This window comes from Nocardioides sp. Root240, from assembly GCF_001428825.1.
In the GTDB taxonomy this organism is placed as follows: Bacteria; Actinomycetota; Actinomycetes; order Propionibacteriales; family Nocardioidaceae; genus Nocardioides.
Window position 1 is genome coordinate 159,113 of sequence record NZ_LMIT01000001.1, and the last position, 20,105, is coordinate 179,217.

General features: G+C 72.0%; 18 protein-coding genes. 11 read left to right on the forward strand and 7 right to left on the reverse strand.

Annotation, left to right across the window (positions count from 1 at the left end; translation table 11 throughout):
• Positions 1–301: 301 nt before the first annotated feature.
• The 3 genes from ASE20_RS00740 (at position 302) to ASE20_RS00750 (ending at position 2,745) form a co-directional block, all read left to right on the forward strand.
• A complete protein-coding gene (locus ASE20_RS00740) occupies positions 302–904 on the forward strand; it encodes a hypothetical protein (RefSeq protein ID WP_157538363.1) in 603 nt (200 codons plus the stop codon).
• A gap of 116 nt (positions 905–1,020) precedes the next feature.
• A complete protein-coding gene (locus ASE20_RS00745) occupies positions 1,021–2,208 on the forward strand; it encodes an FAD-dependent monooxygenase (protein ID WP_056892625.1) in 1,188 nt (395 codons plus the stop codon).
• Positions 2,209–2,217: 9 nt separating this feature from the next.
• Positions 2,218–2,745 carry a GNAT family N-acetyltransferase gene (locus ASE20_RS00750; RefSeq protein WP_056892626.1) on the forward strand — a complete coding sequence of 176 codons (528 nt, stop codon included), beginning with the start codon at positions 2,218–2,220 and terminating at the stop codon, positions 2,743–2,745.
• A gap of 9 nt (positions 2,746–2,754) precedes the next feature.
• Here the strand turns inward: ASE20_RS00750 and ASE20_RS00755 are convergent, their stop codons facing one another.
• A complete protein-coding gene (locus ASE20_RS00755) occupies positions 2,755–3,159 on the reverse strand; it encodes an ATP-binding protein (RefSeq protein WP_157538364.1) in 405 nt (134 codons plus the stop codon).
• 200 nt (positions 3,160–3,359) lie between these two features.
• Between ASE20_RS00755 and ASE20_RS00760 the strand changes: the two genes are divergently transcribed.
• Positions 3,360–3,692 (forward strand): STAS domain-containing protein, encoded by a 333-nt coding sequence (locus ASE20_RS00760; protein ID WP_056892628.1) that lies wholly within the window; start codon positions 3,360–3,362, stop codon positions 3,690–3,692.
• Positions 3,689–5,341, forward strand: a complete 1,653-nt coding sequence (locus ASE20_RS00765; RefSeq protein WP_157538365.1) for a PP2C family protein-serine/threonine phosphatase — start codon at positions 3,689–3,691, stop codon at positions 5,339–5,341. Before ASE20_RS00760 ends, ASE20_RS00765 begins: the two co-directional genes overlap by 4 nt.
• On the opposite strand, the gene arr is transcribed toward ASE20_RS00765, so the two are convergent.
• Entirely contained in the window at positions 5,334–5,744 is a 411-nt protein-coding gene (arr, locus tag ASE20_RS00770) for an NAD(+)--rifampin ADP-ribosyltransferase (protein WP_056892630.1), read from the reverse strand. The genes ASE20_RS00765 and arr overlap by 8 nt on opposite strands.
• Positions 5,745–5,805: 61 nt before the next feature.
• Here arr and ASE20_RS00775 point away from each other — a divergent pair, with 61 nt between their 5' ends.
• Complete coding sequence (locus ASE20_RS00775) at positions 5,806–6,246, forward strand: VOC family protein (RefSeq protein ID WP_056892631.1); 441 nt, start codon at positions 5,806–5,808, stop codon at positions 6,244–6,246.
• Between the two features lie 40 nt (positions 6,247–6,286).
• Complete coding sequence (locus tag ASE20_RS00780) at positions 6,287–6,769, forward strand: nuclear transport factor 2 family protein (protein WP_056892632.1); 483 nt, start codon at positions 6,287–6,289, stop codon at positions 6,767–6,769.
• A 21-nt stretch (positions 6,770–6,790) separates the two neighbouring features.
• On the opposite strand, the gene ASE20_RS00785 is transcribed toward ASE20_RS00780, so the two are convergent.
• Entirely contained in the window at positions 6,791–8,572 is a 1,782-nt protein-coding gene (locus ASE20_RS00785; protein ID WP_056892633.1) for a M1 family metallopeptidase, read from the reverse strand.
• 92 nt (positions 8,573–8,664) lie between these two features.
• Here ASE20_RS00785 and ASE20_RS00790 point away from each other — a divergent pair, with 92 nt between their 5' ends.
• Positions 8,665–8,946, forward strand: coding sequence for a hypothetical protein (locus ASE20_RS00790; RefSeq protein WP_056892634.1), 282 nt, complete (start codon positions 8,665–8,667; stop codon positions 8,944–8,946).
• A gap of 3 nt (positions 8,947–8,949) precedes the next feature.
• The gene (locus tag ASE20_RS00795) at positions 8,950–9,648 is read left to right on the forward strand and encodes a GNAT family N-acetyltransferase (protein WP_056892635.1); all 699 of its coding nucleotides are present in this window, start codon (positions 8,950–8,952) and stop codon (positions 9,646–9,648) included.
• A 1-nt stretch (position 9,649) separates the two neighbouring features.
• Here ASE20_RS00795 and ASE20_RS00800 read toward each other — a convergent pair whose 3' ends face one another.
• From ASE20_RS00800 to rpsA, 4 genes are all read right to left on the reverse strand, one after another.
• On the reverse strand, positions 9,650–12,613 hold the full coding sequence (locus tag ASE20_RS00800) for a PQQ-dependent sugar dehydrogenase (protein ID WP_056892636.1): 2,964 nt from the start codon (positions 12,611–12,613) through the stop codon (positions 9,650–9,652).
• 101 nt (positions 12,614–12,714) lie between these two features.
• Positions 12,715–14,751 (reverse strand): hypothetical protein, encoded by a 2,037-nt coding sequence (locus tag ASE20_RS00805; protein ID WP_056892637.1) that lies wholly within the window; start codon positions 14,749–14,751, stop codon positions 12,715–12,717.
• A gap of 89 nt (positions 14,752–14,840) precedes the next feature.
• On the reverse strand, positions 14,841–15,785 hold the full coding sequence (locus tag ASE20_RS00810) for a GlxA family transcriptional regulator (RefSeq protein ID WP_318655568.1): 945 nt from the start codon (positions 15,783–15,785) through the stop codon (positions 14,841–14,843).
• A 282-nt stretch (positions 15,786–16,067) separates the two neighbouring features.
• A complete protein-coding gene (gene rpsA, locus ASE20_RS00815; RefSeq protein WP_056892638.1) occupies positions 16,068–17,543 on the reverse strand; it encodes a 30S ribosomal protein S1 in 1,476 nt (491 codons plus the stop codon).
• 170 nt (positions 17,544–17,713) lie between these two features.
• Here rpsA and ASE20_RS00820 point away from each other — a divergent pair, with 170 nt between their 5' ends.
• Together ASE20_RS00820 and ASE20_RS00825 are read left to right on the forward strand one after the other, a co-directional pair.
• Entirely contained in the window at positions 17,714–18,529 is an 816-nt protein-coding gene (locus ASE20_RS00820) for a class I SAM-dependent methyltransferase (RefSeq protein ID WP_082612033.1), read from the forward strand.
• A gap of 143 nt (positions 18,530–18,672) precedes the next feature.
• The coding region (locus ASE20_RS00825) for a hypothetical protein (protein ID WP_414858370.1) at positions 18,673–20,105 on the forward strand (1,433 nt) is incomplete at its 3' end.

Below are 20,105 nucleotides of genomic sequence, written 5' to 3' on the forward strand. Positions count from 1 at the left end.
TCCCAGACGACGACCCACCAGGGCGCGTGGACATATGGACACGACAAGTCATCCACTACGGGATCGCGGCCTGACGCGGAGCGTTGGCTGCGCCGTTCCCGACCATCGTGACATCTCGCTTGAAGGTCTGGTCCCACCCCTTCGAGAATGGCCGCATGCGTCGTTTCCCGTGTCCGTGCGGACACCTCACCTTGCTCGAGGGCCGGGCGACGACGAGCCGATCGATGACGGGTGGCGCAGGTCCGACCCGGACCGCTCGGAGATGACCAGTCGCGACCGTCTCCTCCTCCACCTTCGCGAGGTGCCCGAGCTGCGCGAGGCGATCACCGCGTCGGAACGCCGATGGGGCCACGCGGACGCCTTCGACGTCTGCGAGACCGCGTCCCGACTCGCGGTCGAGGCCTACCGCGCCGGAGAGGAGACCGTCGGGCAGCGGATCGTGACCGCACTCCTGCCCGCCCTCGATGAGGAAGGCGCGACCTACGCGCCGAACTGCGTGACGATCGCGTTCCTCGAGCATCCCGCCTGGCACGAGGCCTGGCTGCAGCCGTACGTCGACCGCTGGCCGACGCCGATCCGGGACGAGCTGCGCTCCCAGCAGGCGCACATCCGTGCCCATCGCGACGCAGCCGCGAAGAAGCACGCCGAATGGCACGACCTGTTTCGCTCAGCCGAGGGCGAGCCCGTGGACGTGGTGCTCGATCGTCTTCGTGGGTTGGTCGACGCCGAGGGCGACGACCCACATGCTGAGCTCGGCCTACAGGTCGTGGCCCGGTTCCTGAGCGACCGACACTGGCTCCGCCGCCATCCGATCGACTCGATCCGCCTGGCATGGCGATACCGCTCGACACGACGCCCGACGCGGACCCTTGCCCAGATCAGGAGACCACGATTCTCCGGCTGAGCACTGAGGGCGGCGGGTGGAACCGATGAGAATGGGCGGCGCAGGGTGTCGTACTCGTCGTCCACACATCACAGGCAGGGAAAGACCCGTCCACGCGCGGGCCGAGAGGACCACGGATGACTGAGATCAAGGTGCTGGTGTCGGGCGCGAGCATCGCCGGACCCGCGCTGGCGCACTGGCTCCACCGGCGCGGAGCCACGGTCACCGTGGTGGAGCAGGCGACGGGGCTCCGACCGGGCGGGCAGGCCGTGGATGCGCGCGGGGTCGCGAAGGAGGTCATCCGGCGGATGGGGCTCGACGCCGCCGTACGGGCGGCGTGCACCGACACCAAGGGTGCCTACTCGGTGGACGCCGAGGGCAACGTGCTCGAGACCTACCGTGCCGACGACAACGACGGCGACGGCTACGTGTCCGAGATCGAGATCCTGCGGGGCGACCTCGCGCAGCTGCTGTACGACGACACGAGCCCGCAGGTGGAGTACCTCTTCGACGACCGGATCACCGAGCTCACCCAGGACGCGGACGGCGTCGACGTCGTGCTCGCCAGCGGGGAGCGACGGCGCTTCGACATCGTGGTCGGCGCGGACGGCCTGCACTCGTCGTTGCGCGGGATGGTCTTCGGGCCGCGCGAGGAGTTCGTGCGCCACCTCGGCCTGGTGCTGGCGTTCTTCACCGTGCCCAACGAGTTCGGCCTGGACGGCTGGATGTACGACCACCAAGAGGCGGGCCGCTGGGCCGGTCTGCGGCCGGTCCCCGACGACAGCCAGGCGATCGCGATGCTGTCGTTCCCCGCGCCCGACTTCGCGATCGACCACCGCGACCTCGACGCCCAGAAGCGCCTGCTGCACGAGCAGATGGCCGGGTTCGGCTGGAAGACCTCGCGCATCCTCGCCCATGTCGACGACGCCCCGGACTTCTACCTCGACCAGGTCGCCCAGGTCGTGATGGACGACTGGTCGCGTGGCCGGGTGGGCCTCATCGGCGACGCCGCGTTCTGCGCGTCGCCCATGTCCGGCGCGGGGACGGGCCTCGCGATGGTCGGCGCCTACCTGCTGGCCGGCGAGCTGGCCGCGGCCGGTTGGGACCCCGCGGCCGGGTTCGCGGGCTACCGCGAGCGGATGCGCGACTACGTCGATGCCAACCAGGAGATCGGCCGGATGCACGTCGACATGCTCACCGCCACCGAGCCCGGCCCCGAACCGGACATGGAGGCGATGAACTCCCTGATCGAGCGGGCCGTCAACGGACCCGACCTGCCGTCGTACGACGGCCTGCCGGACACCGGCCCACTGACGCGACCCTAGGATCCCCCCATGACCGGCCAGCCCACGTTCCGCGCCGCCACCGAGGACGACGTCGACGCGATCGTGACGCTGGTCCACTCCGCCTACCGTGGCGACTCCAGCCGCTCCGGGTGGACGACGGAGGCGGACCTCCTCGACGGCCAGCGCACCGGCCCCGACGACGTCCTCGCCACGATCACCGCTCCCGACAGCGTCCTGGTGCTCGCGGAGAGTGACGGCGCGCTCGCCGCGTGCTGCCACGTCCAGCGTCGCGGTTCGCGTTGCTACTTCGGCATGTTCGCCGTCGACCCCACCCGCCAGGGCGGCGGGCTCGGCAAGCAGGTGATGGCGTACGCCGAGGAGCTGGCCCGCAGCCGGTGGGCGTGCAGCGTCATGGAGATGACCGTGATCCGCCAGCGCACCGACCTGATCGCGTTCTACGAGCGCCGCGGGTACGTCGACACCGACCGCCGTACCCCGTTCCCGTACGGCGACGAGCGGTTCGGGCTCCCGCGCCGCGACGACCTGGAGTTCACGCTGCTCGAGAAGGCGCTCTGAGCCGAGCCCTCACCGCGCGGCCGGCAGGCCCAGCACGGCATGGACGGTCCGGCCACCTGCCGTGTTCTCCCACCACCACCGGTCCGTGAGGAGGTCGACGAGCGCGAGGCCTCGTCCGCCCGGGTCGGCGAGGGGTGCCGAGACCGGGACGGGCACCTGGGCGCCGCCGCCGTCGGTCACGGCCAGGTGGAGCGCGGCCCCGGCGAGGCTCACCTCCACCACCGCTTCTTGGGCCGGGGTGGGACGAGCGTGCCGGATGGCGTTGGTGACGAGCTCGGAGAGCACGAGGGCCGCGTCCTCGATCACCGCAGGAGGCACCGCCGCCCGTCCGAGCACGTCGCGGAGCCGGTGACGCGCCTCCCCCACCGCCGTGGGCTCGAGCGGAACCGTGAACGAGCGGAACGGTTCGGTCATGGTCACCACCCCCACTCCGCTGCCCACGAATCGCGATTCCAGTACCCCGGTCCGGGGCCGGGTCGCTTCTGGTTGGTCGCAACCTACTCCGCACTCGACGTGTCGTGGGCGCTCGCATCGGCACGTCCCGTGGAGTATGTTCCCGATCACCGGTCCAGACACGGGCCGGGCGTCACGCAGTAGCGGTTCGAGGAGTGCTGATGGCGCATTTCAACGAGCAGACCGACGACGACCTGTGCGTGATCCGGGTCGCCGGCGAGGTCGACATCGCCTCGACCGAGGAGTTCCTCGCCCTCGCGACGGACGGACTGGACCGTTGCCGACACCTGCGCCTCGACCTCAGCGAGGTGTCGTTCATGGACTCCAGCGGGCTCGGCATCCTGCTGCGGATCCGTCGCCTGGCCGCGGACTCGGGCAAGCGTCTGACCCTCGCCTCGCTCGGCGCCGGCACCCGGCGGATCCTGCAGGTGACCGGCGTGCACCAGCTCTTCGAGGTCGAGGGTGACACCGGCGACGTGAGGGCGTCGGGTTGAGCGCCACCAGCGCCGCGCCACCCGTCACGCCCGTACCGGGCGAACGCCGCAGGGAACGGGTGTCGGTCACCATCATCCTGATCGGACTGGTCGCGACCGCGCTGGGAGTGACGCTGGCCGTACGGACCGACCGCAGCAACGAGCGGCGGCTGCTGGAGGTCCAGACCAACCAGGCGGCGACGGTCCTGGGGATCGCGACGAACAGCTTCCAGGAGCCGATGGCGTCCGCGCTGGACGTGGCCGCGAGCGTGCTGCCCGAGCGCCGGCGCAAGGTGTTCGCCGAGCGCTTCACCCGCAACGTCGGGCCCGACAAGCTGTTCCAGTCCGGCGCCCTGTGGACCCGCGACGCCGCGGGTCTTCGTCGCATCGCCGCCGTGGGCGGCCGGTCCCGCGCATCGGTCACCGGGGCGGTGACGCGCGGGCTGCTGCGCCGGGCGTACGCCTCGGGCACGATGGCGGTGGAGTGGGTCCACGACGGCCGGCAGACGCGCATCGTCTTCGCGCTCGCCGACGCCGAGGCCGGGTTCGCGGTGTCCACCGAGCGGGTGCTCCCGGCGACGCGGCGAGCGCCGGTCGACACCGATTCGGGGTTCGCAGGCCTGGACTACTCCGTCTACCTCGGCGAGAGCACGAGCGAGGAGGACCTCGCCCTGACCGACGTCGACCCCTCTGAGCTGCCCCTCGAGGGACTCACCAAGTCGGTCAGCATCCCGTTCGGGGACAACGCGCTGACGTTCACCACCCGGCCCCGCGAGCATCTCGGCAGCTCGCTGAGCCAACAGCTGCCGTGGCTGCTCGGGTTCGGCATCCCCATCCTGACGGCGCTGGCCCTCGTCCTCGCCCGCCAGCTGCTGCGTGCTCGTCGGCGGGCCGAGAGCGACACCCGGACGATCACCGGGCTCTACGAGCGCGTCGACACCCTGTACGGCGAGCAGCGCGAGCTCTCCGTCCGGCTCCAGAACGCCCTGCTGCCGGCCACGATCCCGTCTCTCCCCGGCTACGAGGTCGCCGCGAAGTACGTCGCGGGCGCGCAGGGCATCGACATCGGCGGCGACTGGTACAGCGTGGTCGGCGTCGGCGAGGACGGGTTCGCCTTCGTCGTCGGCGACGTCTCGGGTCACGGGATCGACGCGGTGGCCGAGATGGCACGCGCACGCTTCACCGTCCGCGCGTACCTCGTCGACGGCGACAGCCCGCAGGACGCACTGGAGAAGTGCTCCCGCCAGTTCGACATCGCGCTCGACGGGCACATGGTGACCGTCGTCGCCGGCGTCGGCAACCGGCGCACCGGGGAGCTGGTGCTCGCCAGTGCGGGCCATCCCTCTCCGCTGCTGGTGTCCCCGGACGGTGCGGCGCAGTTCGTGCCCATCCGGGCCGGCCGGCCCCTCGGAGCCGGGGCCGACGTCTACGAGCCGACCGCCGTGACGATGCCGCCCGGGGCCACGGTCCTGTGCTACACCGACGGCCTCATCGAGCGCCGTACCGAGGACATCGACGCGGGCTTCGCCCGCCTGGCCCAGGTCGCCTCGGGCCCGACGTCGGGTCCCCTCGAGCAGTTCCTGGACCATGTGCTCGAGAACACGCGCGCCCCCGAGCACAACGACGACATCGCCATGCTCGCGCTGCGCCGCGACGCCCGTCTCAGTTGATGATCTCGCCCCGCTCGTCGGCGCGCAGCTCGGCGAGCCGGTCGTGCCAGGCCTGCAGCGCCTCGGGCGTGAGCCGGGCCCAGTCGGTCACCTCGCCGAGGACCCGCAACGGCTCGACGCTCCGGTAGGAACGCGTCGGGTTGCCGGGGAACTTCTTGTCGGTCACGTTCGGGTCGTTCTCGAAGGCGCCGGTGGGCTCCACGACGTAGACCCGTGGCTCGGCATCGCCGGGCGCCAGCTCCGCGGCGAGGCCGGCGCCGTCGACGAGCGCGGTGAAGTAGATGTGGTTCATCACGATCTCCGGCCGGTAGTTCGACCGGAAGCCCGCGGTCAGCAGGTCCCCGACCCCGAGGTCGGCCTTCGTACCGTGGAAGAACGGACCGTCGTCGAGTACGTCGCTCATCCCGCCAGCCTAGGAGCCGTCCCCCACGCCAGATGTCGGACCCGCGTAGCAGGATGCCTGCATGTCCCCGATCAAGCAGTTCGACCACGTCGGCATCACCGTCTCCGACCTCGACAGCGCGACGGCGTTCTTCGTCGCGCTGGGCCTCGAGGTCGAGGGCCGCACCTTCGTCGAGGGCGAGTTCCTCGACGTCGTGAGCGGCATCCCCGACTCGCGCGTCGAGGTGGTGATGATGCGACCACCCGGTGGCGGCACGGGCGTCGAGCTGGCGGCCTACGTCCGGCCCCCGCACACCACCGGCTCGCCCGCGCCGATGGCCAACGAGCTCGGCCTGCGCAACGTGTGCTTCGAGGTGACCGGCCTGAGGTCGCGGGTGGACGCGCTGACCGCCGACGGCTACGACCTCGTCGGTGGCGTCGGCGAGCACGAGGGCGCCTGGCTCATGGCCTACGTCCGCGGTCCCGACGGGATCGTCGTGGCCCTGGCGGAGCAGATCGGCTGATCCTCTCGACGTCGAGTAGAACACGTTCTAGTGTGCCCTCATGGACCTTGCCGCGATCGAGGAGATCAAGCGCCTCAAGCACCGCTACTTCCGCACCCTCGACCTCAAGAAGTGGGACGAGTTCGCCGACTGCCTCGCCGAGGACGTCGTCGCCCGCTACGGCACACAGGCCATGGCCGAGCCGCTGCACTTCGACAACCGGGCCGACGTGGCCTCCTACATGGAGAAGAACCTCGGCCTCGGGATCATCACCATCCACATCGCCAACCACCCCGAGATCGACGTCGACGGTGACACCGCCACCGGGTCGTGGGCGTTCGAGGACACCGTCATCGTCCCCGACTTCAAGGTGCAGATCCGTGGCGGCGGCTACTACGTCGACACCTACCGCCGCGACGCCGACGGCGCCTGGCGGATCGCGTCGACGCAGTACGAGCGGATCTACGAGGCGATGACCTCGCTCGACGACACGCCCAGCTTCAAGCTCATCGCGAACCGGTGGGACCCCTCGCTGAAGCACTGACCCACCGGCTCGGCGATCAGGTCAGCCCAGGATCCGGTCGATCACACCCTGCGACACCGGGTGGTACGACGCCCGCGCGGTCGCGTAGATCTCGCGCGCCCGCTGCCGTCCCTGCTCGGTCGCCGCCAGCCGCTCGTAGACCCGGCGGATGTAGAGCGCCCGGCCGTGCCGGGTGAGGAAGTCGGCGAGGGCGCGGTCGACGGCGGGCGAGGCGTTGACGTAGCCGGAGGCGACGGCCAGCTCGAGCCACGCGGTGGCGATCTCGATGTTGCCGCTCGTGCTGAAGCCGAACTGGGCGTCCACCGCGGCGAGCGTCGGGAAGCCGACGGACTCGGGCAGGGCGCGCACGAAGTGCACCCACTGCTGGCTGACCCAGCCGTCGGTGTCGAGCGCGGCCACATCTCCCCCGGCGACGAGGGCGGCGGCCTGGGCGTCGACGCGGTCGAAGGCGTCGGAGGCGAACTCCGGAGCGTTCGACGGGACGCCGGGGCCGTGGACCCACGCCTCGAGCTGGAGGTCGTCGAAGGTGACGCCGGCGGGGTCGAGCAGCTCGGAGGACAGGTACGCGAGGAAGGTCGCGGTGTCCATGGAGCCGAACGCGAAGCGGTCGAAGTAGGCACGCAGGAAGGCGTCGAAGCGCTCGCGCCCGACCTTCGCCTCGATCAGCCGCAGGAACAGCGATCCCTTCTCGTAGGGGATCTTCGTCGGCCCGTCGTCGGGGTCGCGCGAGGACATGTCGAGCTCGAGCCAGGTGTCGCGGGGCACCTCGTCGGCGACGGCGCGGTCGAGGTCCTGGCGACCGAGGCGAAGCAGCATGTGGGTGTAGGCCTCGCCGTACATCTCCTCGTCGATGCGCGTCTCGAAGTAGACCGTGAAGCCCTCGTTGAGCCAGATGTCGTTCCAGGTGGCGTTGGTGACGAGGTTGCCCGACCACGAGTGCGCGAGCTCGTGCGCGATGAGCGTCACCAGCGACCGGTCGCCGGCGAGGATCGTGGGCGTGGCGAAGGTCAGCCGCGGGTTCTCCATGCCGCCGTACGGGAAGCTCGGCGGCAGCACGAGGATGTCGTAGCGCCCCCAGCGGTACGGGCCGTAGAGCCGCTCGGCGGCCGCGATCATCGGCTCGGTGTCGGCGAACTCCCACGCCGCTCCGTCGACGACGGACGGCTCGGCGTACACGCCGCTGCGGTCGCCGAGCGGGCGGAACTCGAGGTCGCCCACCGCCAGCGCGACCAGGTACGACGGGACGGGCTGCGGCATGGAGAACCGGTAGCTCCCGTCGGCCGAGCGCTCGACCGGGTTCTCGGCGCTCATCAGCGCCAGCAGGTCGGCGGGCACTCGGACCGTGGCGTCGTAGGTGGTCCGCACGCCGGGGCTGTCCTGGCACGGGATCCACGTGCGGGCGAGGATCGGCTGCGCCTGCGTGAAGAGGAACGGCTTGCCCGACGCGGTCTGCTGCGGCTCGAGCCACTGCATCGCGCGCGCCTCGGGGCTGGTCGCGTAGTGCACCACGACGCGGTCGGCCGCACCGACCTCGATGGTGAGCGCGCTGCCGAGGACCGGGTCCGGCGTACCGAGCTCGAAGGGCAGGTCGGCGCCGTCCGCACCCTTGACGGAGGCGATGTCGAGCTGCCAGGTGTCGAGGACGAGCCGGGTCGCGTCGGCAGCGAGGTGCTCGAGGTCGAGGGTCGCGCTGCCGCTGACCGTCCGGGTCGCGAAGTCGACGTCGAGATCGAGTCCGAGGTGACGGACGACGACCTCGTTCGGTCGCGAACGGGAGTGGGGATCCGTGATGGAGGTGGTCACCGGACCAACCTAGATGAGGGCGATGACCGGATCCGGTCAGGGTCTGGCCGAAAAGACCCCCGCCGACCGCGATCGCGATGCACGATGGAGACGTGCCCGCGCTCGACCACCCCGTCGAACGGCTCCACCAGGTCCGGTGGGGCCTGCTGGCGGCTGTGATGGTCGTGGTGATCGTGAGCCGCGACCAGTGGCAGTGGTGGGACGGCCTCGCCGGACCGCTCGCCTTCGCGGGCTTCTGGGTGCCGTGGCTGGTCGCGCTCGGCCACGACTGGACGCCGAGCGCCATCCGCGCGCGCCGCGAGGCTCCGCTGGAGCGGGCCCGGATCGAGGCGGCGCGGCGCGAGCTGCAGCGGCGCCGCCGCACGCAAGACTGAGGCGTGCTCGCCGACAACACCGCCGCGTCGCTCGACGACCCGGTCGGCTGCTCGCTGCGCGGCGCGCATGCCCACCTGGCGCGGCGGACCGGGCGCGCGGCGTCGTACGACCGGGCGGTGGCGACGTTCTCGACCGTCCCGCTCGATGCGACGGCGCAGGACTGGGACGACCTCGCGACGCTGCTCGGCCCGGGCCGCTTCGCCGACCTGTTCAGCTCCCCGGCGACACCGCCGGCGGACTGGGACCCGGTGTTCCGGCTCGAGGGCTTCCAGATGGTCGGGAGCGCCGACCTGCTCGCCGACCCGCCACCGGGCCTGGTGGAGCTCGGCGCGGGCGACGTGCCCGCCATGCTCGCGCTCGTCGAGGAGACGCGGCCGGGACCGTTCTGGGAGCGCACCCACGCCATGGGCCGGTACGTCGGCGTCCGTGACGACGACCGGCTGGTGGCGATGGCCGGCGAGCGCCTGCGTCCGCCGGGATGGACCGAGATCAGCGCGGTCTGCACGGCGGACGTCGCGCGCGGGCGCGGACTGGCCGCGGCCCTGGTGGGCGAGGTCGCCCGCGGCATCGTCGCGCGGGGCGACCGGCCGTTCCTGCACGTCGCGGCGACGAACACCTCGGCGATCAGGGTCTACGAGCGGCTCGGGTTCCAGGTGCGCCGCGAGGTCGTCTTCCGCGGCTACCGCACCCCCGTCGGCTGATTCAGCGCTCCGCGCAGGGACCGACCGCGCCACCGGGGAAGCACACGTAGACCGGCGCGCTCACCGACCGCGCCCCGCTCGCGTCGACCACGCTCGCCCGCAGCCTGACGACGCCGGAGCCCGGCGCGTGCACGTCGCTGACGGCCAGCGTCCCGGCCAGCTCGCCGGTGATCCGGGACGACGGGTGGGCGTGGAAGCCGTCACCCGTGTAGTGCAGGAAGTCCACCTCCAGGCGGGTGTTCGCCGCGAGCGCCTCGACCGGGTCGCCGTCGGGATCGCCGACCACCACCTGCCACGGGACCGTGCCGTCACCGGCGACGATGCCGTTCGCGGGTGCCTGCAGCGCGACCGTCGGCGGGCCGCCGACGCGCTCCCAGCCCACCTCGGCCCGCGCCGAGGCCTCATCGCCGTGCACGAGCTCGGCGCGGACGACGTGCTGGCCGGGCGCGAGCACGACGTCGTGCTGGCGCAGCGGGAGCTCCCAGAACGCGTTCGAGTAGAAGTCGTGGACGACCTGGTCGTCGACCCACAGTCGCACCCACTCGCTGCCGCTGACGGTGAACCGCCAGGTGCCGGCGTCCATCGCGACGCGGCCGCGCCACGACGTACCGAACCGGTCGGCCGGGTGGGCGCGCTCGTCGTCCTCCGTCCACGGCGAGGCGTCGGTGTCCAGGTGGATCGACGGCTCGCAGGTCGCCGGCGCGAGCGTCTCGGCCGGGAGCTGGACGGATGCGTAGGGCTGCAACCAGGAGTACGGGCCCTCCTCGACCTCCGCGTCGAAGGGCGAGTCAGGGCCGTCGAGGTCGTGGAAGGTACGCCGGAAGGTGCCGACCGCGCACTGGTCGGTGGGCGTCGTACCGGTCCACCGGATGCGACGCAGCGCCCCGGTCGTGATCGACACCGACCAGACCAACCCGTCCGGTCCGGTGAGGAACTTGACCGGTCCCGCGGCCGCGCTCGCGTCGGCGAGCAGGGCCGGGTCGGACACGGAGCCTCCGTGGCCCACCTCGACGGTGCGCAGGAAGCCCTGGGCGTAGTCGCCGAACACGTACCGGTCCCGCACCGCGGCGGGATAGGACTCCGAGGTCAGGAAGACGCCGCCCGAGATCGAGCCGCCCGCGCCCGTGTGCGCATAGGTGTACGCCGGCGGCGTGGCCGCGTCGCCGGTACGGACCTGCGCGCAGGCGTGCCACGCGTTGTCCTCGTCGGCCACGTCGCCGAGGGGCGTCGCGGCGGTGCCCTCCAGGCACGGCCAGCCGTAGTTGGCGACCTCGTCCTGCTCGTCGGCGTCGTCGAGCTCGAGCAGGTCGATCTCCTCGGTGGCGCCCTCCCCCACCTCGCCGATCACCAGGTGGCCGTCGTGGACCGTGAACCGGAACGGGTTGCGGAGACCGAGCGCCAGGACCCGCGAGGCGTTGGTGGAGCCGTCGCCGTCGTACGACGGGTTGCCGGGGACGCCCTCGCCCGTCGCCGGGTCGATGCGGAGCACCTTGCCCGCGAGCACGTCGGGGTCCTGCGCGCGCAGCGTCTCGAGCCGGCCGGGCAGGCCGTCGGACGTGTAGTACAGCGAGCCGTCGCCGACGCCGACGAGCAGCCGCCCGGCGTCGTCGAAGGCGAGGTCGCCGACCGTGTGGGCCTCGCCGATGAGGGGCAGGCAGCCGTCCGTGTCGGCGGGATCGTCGGGTGCGCAGCCCGCGCCGAGCAGCACGTGCGGGGACCCGAGCGCGGCGCCGTCCCACGTGTACCGGACCACGCGCTGGGTACGACGGTCGCCCGCGCCGGACGTCGTACCGGTCCCGTCGTCGCGGACGTAGCTGAGGTAGACGTGGCCGTTGGTGGCCGCGTCGGGGTCGACCGCGATGCCGATCAGGCCGGCGTCGCCCGCGTCGTCGACCTCCTCGCGCAGGTCCAGCACCGGACGGGGCAGCGACCAGCCGCCCTCGTCGTCCGGCTCGACGACCTGCACGACCCCGGCCTTCTCGGTGACCAGCACCGCGCCGCTCGGCAGCGTCGCGGCACTCGTCGGCAGGTCGAGCCCGTCCTGGACCACCTCGATCGCGAAGCCCTCTGCCACCCCCGTGTCCGCCGTGACCGGCGCGGCGGTCGTGGTCACGTCGACCGCGTCGCTCAGCGCACTGTCGAGCGGACCGATCGCCCGCGCGACCACGTCGTGCCGGCCCACGCGCGGCGACCAGGACGCGGTCCACGGCGCCCGGGTGTCGGTGGCGAGCAGGACACCGTCGAGGAAGAAGCGCACCGCCTGCACCGTCCCGGTCGTCGTCGCGGTCGCGCTCGCCGTCTCGCCGTCCGCGACCGCGCCGACCACGACCGTCGGCGGCTCCTGCACGGCCGAGGCCACCGCCGCCCGCCCGCCGTACGCCGGCAGCACCGCCCGCAGCGACCGGCCCTGCACCGCGGCGAGCTCCGAGGTCAGCACCGTCGCGCTCGACGTCGTCGACCGACCGGTCGCGACGGACGTCCACGCACCGGCGCCCGTGCGCGCCTGCAGCTGGACCGGTCGTCCAGCGACCGGGTGCGACGCGACGACGCGCGCCCGGCCCCGGCCGTCCACGATCGAGGTCGACAGCGTCACACCCTCGGTGGCCGCCGTGACGACCGCGGCCCGGGTCGTCACCACCCTCCGCCCCCGGTACGGCTGCGCCACCACGCGCCACGTCGTCCGTCCGGACGTCACGCGCGCACCCACATCCACCCGCCCAGCTCTGGTGGCCCAGCCACGCGCGACCGTCGTCCAGCGGCCGGCCGTCGAACGCTGGAGCTGCACCGGCCGTCGTACGCGGGTCGGGAGGGTGGCCCGGAACCGGACCGTGTCACCGACGACCGGCTGCCGCGGCGCGACCGTCAGCGCCGGTGCGACCGCGCTCGCCGGAGCCGTCGGCACGGGCCCGAGGCCGAGTAGGGCGACGACGAGCGCGAGGAGGAGGAAGCGGGAGCGGGACCACACCCGGCCACCGTCGCACCGCGGACGTGCCGGTCGAGGGCGAACCGAGACCCGCGGGACCTTCGTCCCTGCAGGTCCGACCGTCCGGCAGGGACACTGTCACCTCAACCGTGGGTCGGATAGACCGCGTCGACCCGGACCCCGCCTCGAACCGGCGTTCGCAAGCGAACACGGAGCGCTCCGCGAACGGGGCTGTAGAACTGGTACCAGTACACCGTGGCGTCACCGTCTCGGTACCTGCGGCACGCCCGGTTGGCGATACGGGCGACCTGCACCACCGGACAGGTCGACAACGGCACTCCGAGGACCCGCACCTGGACGATCTTGGCGAGCACGCCCGGACGCACCATCTCGTCGCGGGTCGTGCGCAGGACGGTCGCCGTCCCGGCGTAGGCCGAGGCAGTGGTCATTCGACGCGCGGCACCGCGCAGCGAGAAGGCGCGGTCGTCCAGCGGGATCGTGGTGCACTGGTGCACCGGGAGCGAGCTCGGTGTCGCCGTCCGGCCCGCGCGGTCGACGGCGCGGATCCAGAAGCACACCGTCGATCCGGCAGGGAAGGTCCGGGTCACCGAGGTGGTGGAGATCGGGATGGCACGCCACGCCGTGGGTGACACGCGCGGCCCCGCCGGTGCACCGTTCGGCGCGAGCCGGTAGTCGATGGCGACCGTCGCGAACGGATCGTCGTCGGACGCCGACCATGAGAGCCGGACCGGTCTGCTGGCCGGCCCGGGATGACGCCCGATCGTGCCGATGTACGGCGGACGCCACACGAGGTCGGGAGCGCCCCCGTCGAGGAAGGTGCACCGCGTCACCCACTCCGAGACGTTGCCCGCCCAGTCTGCTCCACGAACCCTCAGGCAGTGAGTGGATCCGGCGGTGCCGTACAACCAGTCACAGCTCTCCAGGGAGCGCTCGCCCGGTTCGTCGGGCCACGCCGGCTCCGCCTCGCCCGGAGGCCACGACTTCTTCTGCACCTCGTACTCGAGGGCGCCCGGGCGCCCCACGTCGTGGCCCGTCCAGCAGACCCTGGCGTCGTCGACGCCAGGGACCAGTGCGGGCCCCGGGCCAGTGAGCTCGTCGATGACGGGCGGAGCGGTGTCGGGCTCTGCGGCTGGCGGCTGCAAACCCGTCACTGCCACCACCTGGGCCGTCGCAGCGCCGGTCCGCATCACGAAGGCAGCGGAGTTCCCCCTGTCCGGCGAGGGCATTGCGTCCGCAACGCCCGGGATCCGCATCGTCGAGCGCCCCGCGCCGAGGTCGATCACCTCGACCCCGACCGGTTCATCGCCGCTCCACCAGGTCGGCCGGACCGCGAATCCCTTGCCCACCTCCCAGTTCTGCCAGGCGATGGGCTGCGGCGGAGCCGTTCCGTCGGCCCTCAGCAGGACGCTCACGCGGCCGCTGTTCGGGCACGGAGCGAGGACGTAACCGTCGCGCACGCCGAGGAAGTCGAACGCCGGGCAGGCGCTGGGAAGGAGCTGATCGGCAATCGAGGCGGACGATCCGACGGGCCGCGTGACGAGGTGGCCTTCCGGGGTGAACCGCACCAGCTCGCCGTGGTCGACGGCAGGTGCCTGCGTGGACGAGTAGTCGCCGGGACCCTCGTCGAGCAACGTGCCTGCGAGGTCCTCGACCCGCCAGGGAAAGCCGCTGTTCGGCTCGACCCGGGTGACTGCCTGACCGCCCACCGCGATACTCCAACCGCCGCAGCCCGCCAACGTGCGTGCCGACGACGGCCCGGCGATCAACCGGGTCACGCACCCGTTCTCGTCCGGAGCTTGGGCCGCGAGGATCGTCCCGTTGTCGACGGTCGGCGCGATGGCGTCGAAGAACGACAGCGGCAGCTCCGTGACCGGGTCGACGACCGGCTGCCACGAGCCGGAGCCGTCGGAGGCAGTGCGGTACAGCGTGCCTTCGCGGGCGTTCTTCCTCAGCCCGGCGTAGGCCCATGCCCCGTCCAGGCCCAGGCTGATGATCGGCAGCGCGTCCGGCGCCGGCGGGAGCGCGGTCGTCGTCACGCTGAGCCCGTCCTCGACCTCGGCCGCGGGCGCTGACGACGGCGCCGAGACGACGGAGGCGAGCGATGCCACCACGGCGCAGCCCAGGACCGACGACAGTCGCCTCTGCATCACCTTCGTCACACCACCACCCCCTCGCCCGAGAACGGCGACCAGCGTCGCACGAACCCGTGCGTCCTGCGGGTGGTTTCGCCAGGTCGGGGTTGCCTCGCTCAGCAGGCGAACTGGCGCCGGTAGTTCTGCGGGCTGACGCCCCGCACCCGCACGAAGTGGTGGCGCAGGGTGGCGGCGTTGCCGAACCCGACCTCGCCCGCGATCCGCTCCACCGGGTGGTCGGTGCGCTCGAGGAGCTCCTCCGCGGCGGCGACCCGCTGGCGGGTGATCCAGGTGTGCGGCGTCGTACCGGTCTCGTCGCGGAAGCGGCGGGCGAAGGTGCGCGCGGACATGTGGGCGCGCTTGGCGAGCGCCTCGACGCCGTGGTCCTCGTGGAGGTTGGCGAGGATCCAGGTCAGCAGCGGCGAGAGGGTGTCGGCGTCGCAGTCGGGGACCGCGCGGGCGATGTACTGGGCCTGTCCCCCGTCACGGTAGGGCGGTACGACGGCGCGCCGGGCGATGGTGTTGGCGACCGCGGCGCCGTACTCCTGGCGCCAGATGTGCAGGGCGGCGTCCAGGCCCGCGGCGCTGCCCGCGCCCGTGACGACCTGCCCGGCGTCGACGTAGAGGACCTCGGGGATGACCTTCGCCTCGGGGAAGCGCTCCTGGAGGCGCTCGGTGTGCATCCAGTGGGTGGTGCACTCCCGGCCGTCGAGCAGGCCGGCCTCGCCGAGGACGAACGAGCCGCTGCAGACCGACAGCAGGCGGGCGCCGCGGTCGTAGGCGTCGCGGATCGCCTGGATCACGGCGGGCGAGGCGCCCTCCTCCTTGATCGCGGGGATGCCGACGAGGTCGGCCTCGGCGACCCGGTCGAGGCCGTGGGCGGCCTGGAGGGTGAAGCCCATCGAGGTGCGCAGCGGGCGCGACTCCTCGGCACACACGGCGAAGTCGATCGCGGGCACGCCGTCGTCGGTCCGGTCGATGCCGAAGGCCTCGCAGAGGATGCCGAGCTCGAAGGGGGCGACGCCGTCGAAGGCGATCACGGCGACATTGGTCAGGGCCACCCGGCCACTGTCCCACCCGGATGGCAGGAAATCAACGCAGTGCGGCTTTTCTGCCACTGGTGGCAGGATCGCGGCAAGAGCATGATTTCTGCCATGACTACCGCACTCCTGCTGCTCCTGCTGATCGCGGTCCTCGGCATGCTCGTCGCCTGGGTCCGCCACGACGGCCTGGCGCCCCGCCGCCAGGTCACCTGGTTCGACTGAGCCCCCTCCGCAGAAAAAACCCGAAGGCCCCGACCAGCAGGTCGGGGCCTTCGGTGTTGCTACCGGTTGATCAGCGGATCAGTTGCCGCCGGTCAGCTTCTCGCGGAGCGCCTGGAGCGCCTCGTCGGAGGCCAGCGAGCCGCCGGTCTCCTCGGCCGGAGCGGCGGACGAGTACGAGTTGGCCTCGCCGGCCTCGATCTCGGCCTGCTTGGCGTCGGCCTGCTGCTTGACGTGGGCCTCCCAGCGAGCGTGCGCCTTGGCGTACTGCTCCTCCCACTTCGCACGCTGCTCGTCGAAGCCCTCGAGCCACTCGCCGGTCTCCGGGTCGAAGCCCTCGGGATAGACGTAGTTGCCCTGCTCGTCGTAGGTCGCCTCCATGCCGTAGAGCGTGGGGTCGAACTCCTCGACGTCGACGGCCGCGGTGGTCTCGTTGGCCTGCTTGAGGGACAGCGAGATCCGGCGACGCTCGAGGTCGATGTCGATGATCTTGACCATGACGTCGTCGTTGACCTGGACGACCTGCTCCGGGATCTCGACGTGGCGCTCGGCCAGCTCGGAGATGTGGACCAGGCCCTCGATGCCCTCCTCGACCCGCACGAACGAGCCGAAGGGAACGAGCTTGGTGACCTTGCCGGGGACGATCTGACCGATCTGGTGGGTCCGCGCGAAGTGCTGCCACGGGTCCTCCTGCGTCGCCTTCAGCGACAGGGAGACACGCTCGCGGTCCATGTCCACGTCGAGGACCTCGACGGTGACCTCGTCACCGACGGTGACGACCTCGGACGGGTGGTCGATGTGCTTCCAGGACAGCTCCGAGACGTGGACGAGACCGTCGACGCCGCCGAGGTCCACGAACGCACCGAAGTTGACGATCGAGGACACGACACCCTTGCGGATCTGGCCCTTCTGGAGCTGGGTGAGGAAGCCGTGGCGGACCTCGGACTGGGTCTGCTCGAGCCAGGCGCGACGCGACAGGACCACGTTGTTGCGGTTCTTGTCGAGCTCGATGATCTTCGCCTCGAGCGTCTGGCCGACGTACGGCTGCAGGTCGCGGACCCGGCGCATCTCGACGAGCGACGCGGGGAGGAAGCCCCGGAGGCCGATGTCGATGATGAGGCCGCCCTTGACGACCTCGATGACGGTGCCCTCGACGACGCCGTCCGCCTCCTTGATCTCCTCGATCGTGCCCCAGGCGCGCTCGTACTGGGCGCGCTTCTTGGACAGGATCAGGCGACCCTCCTTGTCCTCCTTCTGGAGGACGAGAGCCTCGACCTTGTCGCCCACCTGGACGACCTCGGACGGGTCGACGTCGTGCTTGATCGACAGCTCGCGCGAGGGGATGACGCCCTCGGTCTTGTAGCCGATGTCGAGCAGGACCTCGTCACGGTCCACCTTGACGATGGTGCCGTCGACGATGTCGCCGTCGTTGAAGTACTTGATGGTCAGGTCGATCGCGGCGAGGAAGTCCGCCTCGGAGCCGATGTCGTTGATCGCGACCTGGGGCGCGTTGTCGTCGTAGTGGCTCGAGAGCGGGGTCGAGAGGGTGCTGGTCATAGAGAAGGACAGTCCTTGGATGGGCAGATGTAGTTGGGTCCGGCTGCCCTCACGAGAGGGGCCGGGCCGCCGGAATGGCGGCACACGTCAGTGTCCTGTGAGGACACAGACATTCCAGAGTACCCGTCCCGGCGTCCGACGGTCCAACTGACGGCACTACTCTCTTCGACGTGCAGGAGTGGCCCCAACGACCGGTGACCGCCCACCGACGCGACGCCGACGAGGACGAGTCGCGCAGCGCCAACGGAGCCGACTGGGACCGGTACGCCGACGAGTACCAGGCCACCCACGGCGAGTTCCTCGGCGACGTCGGCTTCCTGTGGGGTCCCGAGGGCCTGACGGAGGCCGAGGCGGGCATACTGGGCGAGGTCCGCGACCGCGACGTGCTCGAGGTCGGATCGGGCGCCGGCCAGTGCTCGCGGTGGATCCGCGCCCAGGGCGGACGGTCCTTCGGGCTGGACCTGTCGCACCGCCAGCTGCAGCACTCGCGCCGGATCGACGAGATGAGCGGCGTGGTGGTCCCCAGCGTGCGCGGTACGGCGACCCACCTCCCCTTCGCCGACGCCAGCTTCGACGTCGTGTTCTCCTCCTTCGGCGCGCTGCAGTTCGTCGCCGAGATCGACCTGGCGGTCGCGGAGACCGCGCGGGTGCTGCGCCCGGGCGGACGGTTCGCGTTCTCGATCACCCACCCGACGCGGTGGATGTTCCCCGACGACCCGACCGAGGACGGGCTGACGGCATCGCAGTCCTACTGGGACCGGACGCCCTACGTCGAGGTCGACGACGAGACCGGCGCGACGTCGTACGTCGAGCACCACCGCACGCTCGGCGACTGGGTCGCGCTGCTGGCCGGCCGAGGGTTCCGGCTGACGACGCTGCTCGAGCCGCAGTGGCCGGCCGACCACGACCGGCTGTGGGGCGGGTGGTCGCGGGTCCGCGGCGTGCTCACCCCCGGCACGGCGATCTTCGGCGCTGACCTGATCTGATCATCCGGGCCCTTGGTCCCGGGAGGTTCCGGCTCGGACGGGCCAGGCGTCGCATGGCCCCCGAGGACCACCTCGGCCAGCGCTCGGCCAGAGGTGGGTGCCAGCCCTGTGCGGTGGTCTCGGGACCCCTGACAGTGGGTCCCATGTCGCCTGTCCACCTGCGCCGCTCGGCGCGCACGCTGACCACCCTCGCGACGGCGTCGGCCTTCTTCCTGGCCGTCCCCGCCCCCTCCGCCCACGCCGCTCCCCTGCCCGCGGCGTACGCCGCGACCGCCCACGGAGACCTCGTCCACGTCGGCGCGAGCCTCGGCGTCCTCGGCAGCCTCGCCCAGGTCCCCCTCGGCCACGCCGCCACCGATGTCGACAGCGGCCGCGCGAGCGCGGACGTGACCGCGGAGGCGTCCAACGTCGACGTCAGCCTGCTCACCCTGCCGATCACGGTCGACGACACCACCGCCACCGCGGAACCCGACCAGGACCCGGCGGGCGAGGACCTGCTCGCCGTGCCACTGGCTCCGATCGCCGCTGCCGCCGTGGTCCACGGCGACGTGGCGGCGCACTACGCCGGGGACGACTCGTGCCCGGCGGTGGCCGGCGGCGACCGCCTGCTCGGCCTGGCGCAGGCGACCACGGCCGGCGTGACCCTGGTCGACATCCTCGGCCTCGGCTCGGTCGCCCACGTCGGCGCGGTGGACTCCGTCACCCGGACCGCGCTGGTCCCCGACGCCTCGGGCGGCGACGACGTCACCTCGACCGTCACCACGACCGTCGGCGACATCACCCTGCTCGGCGGCCTGGTCACGATCCACGTGTCCGACGACGTCGTGACCACGGCGACCTCCGACGGCACCACCGGATCGGCCGACCGCAGCAACTACGTCGTCGAGGTCAAGGTCGGCAGCACGACCGTCGCCAGCATCCCGTCGACCGACACCGCCCCGGTCAGCATCCCGGTCGACCTCGGCATCGTCGGCACCTCCGTCGACCTGTCCGTCGGCATCGGCACCTTCGACGACACCAGCTCCGGAGCCACGGGTTCGGCGACCCAGGACGCCGTGCTCTCGGTGAGCCTCGGCGTCACCCTGCTGGCCCAGACCCTCGCCGACGTGGACATCGCGGTCGCCCCCGCCGACGCCTCCGCGACCGCACCCGCGGGCGGTGTCGAGTGCACCCCGGCGCCGCCGACCGACTCCGACGGCGACGGCCTCAGCGACGCCGACGAGGCGACGTACGGCACCGACGCCGATGACGCCGACTCCGACGACGACGGCCTCACCGACGGCGGGGAGGTCGACACCGACGGCGCCGGCACCGCCGACACCGGCTACGGCACCGACCCGAACGACGCCGACACCGACGACGGCGGCGTGACCGACGGTGCGGAGGTCGACAACGGCACCGACCCGCTCGACGGCTCCGACGACGACCCCGTCCCGCCGACCGACACCGACGGCGACGGCCTCAGTGACGTCGACGAGGCGACGCACGGCACCGACCCGGACGACGCCGACACCGACGACGACGGGCTCACCGACGGCGCCGAGGTCAACACCCACCACACCGACCCGCTCGACCC

What these genes read in the sequence shown, in the direction of transcription:
- ASE20_RS00780 (WP_056892632.1), top strand. Translation starts at nt 6,287, where the DNA reads ATGGACCTTGCCGCGATCGAGGAGATCAAGCGCCTCAAGCACCGCTAC.
- arr (WP_056892630.1), bottom strand. Translation starts at nt 5,744, where the DNA reads ATGAGCGACGTACTCGACGACGGTCCGTTCTTCCACGGTACGAAGGCC.
- ASE20_RS00755 (WP_157538364.1), bottom strand. Translation starts at nt 3,159, where the DNA reads ATGACCGAACCGTTCCGCTCGTTCACGGTTCCGCTCGAGCCCACGGCG.
- ASE20_RS00745 (WP_056892625.1), top strand. Translation starts at nt 1,021, where the DNA reads ATGACTGAGATCAAGGTGCTGGTGTCGGGCGCGAGCATCGCCGGACCC.
- ASE20_RS00750 (WP_056892626.1), top strand. Translation starts at nt 2,218, where the DNA reads ATGACCGGCCAGCCCACGTTCCGCGCCGCCACCGAGGACGACGTCGAC.
- ASE20_RS00775 (WP_056892631.1), top strand. Translation starts at nt 5,806, where the DNA reads ATGTCCCCGATCAAGCAGTTCGACCACGTCGGCATCACCGTCTCCGAC.
- rpsA (WP_056892638.1), bottom strand. Translation starts at nt 17,543, where the DNA reads ATGACCAGCACCCTCTCGACCCCGCTCTCGAGCCACTACGACGACAAC.
- ASE20_RS00760 (WP_056892628.1), top strand. Translation starts at nt 3,360, where the DNA reads ATGGCGCATTTCAACGAGCAGACCGACGACGACCTGTGCGTGATCCGG.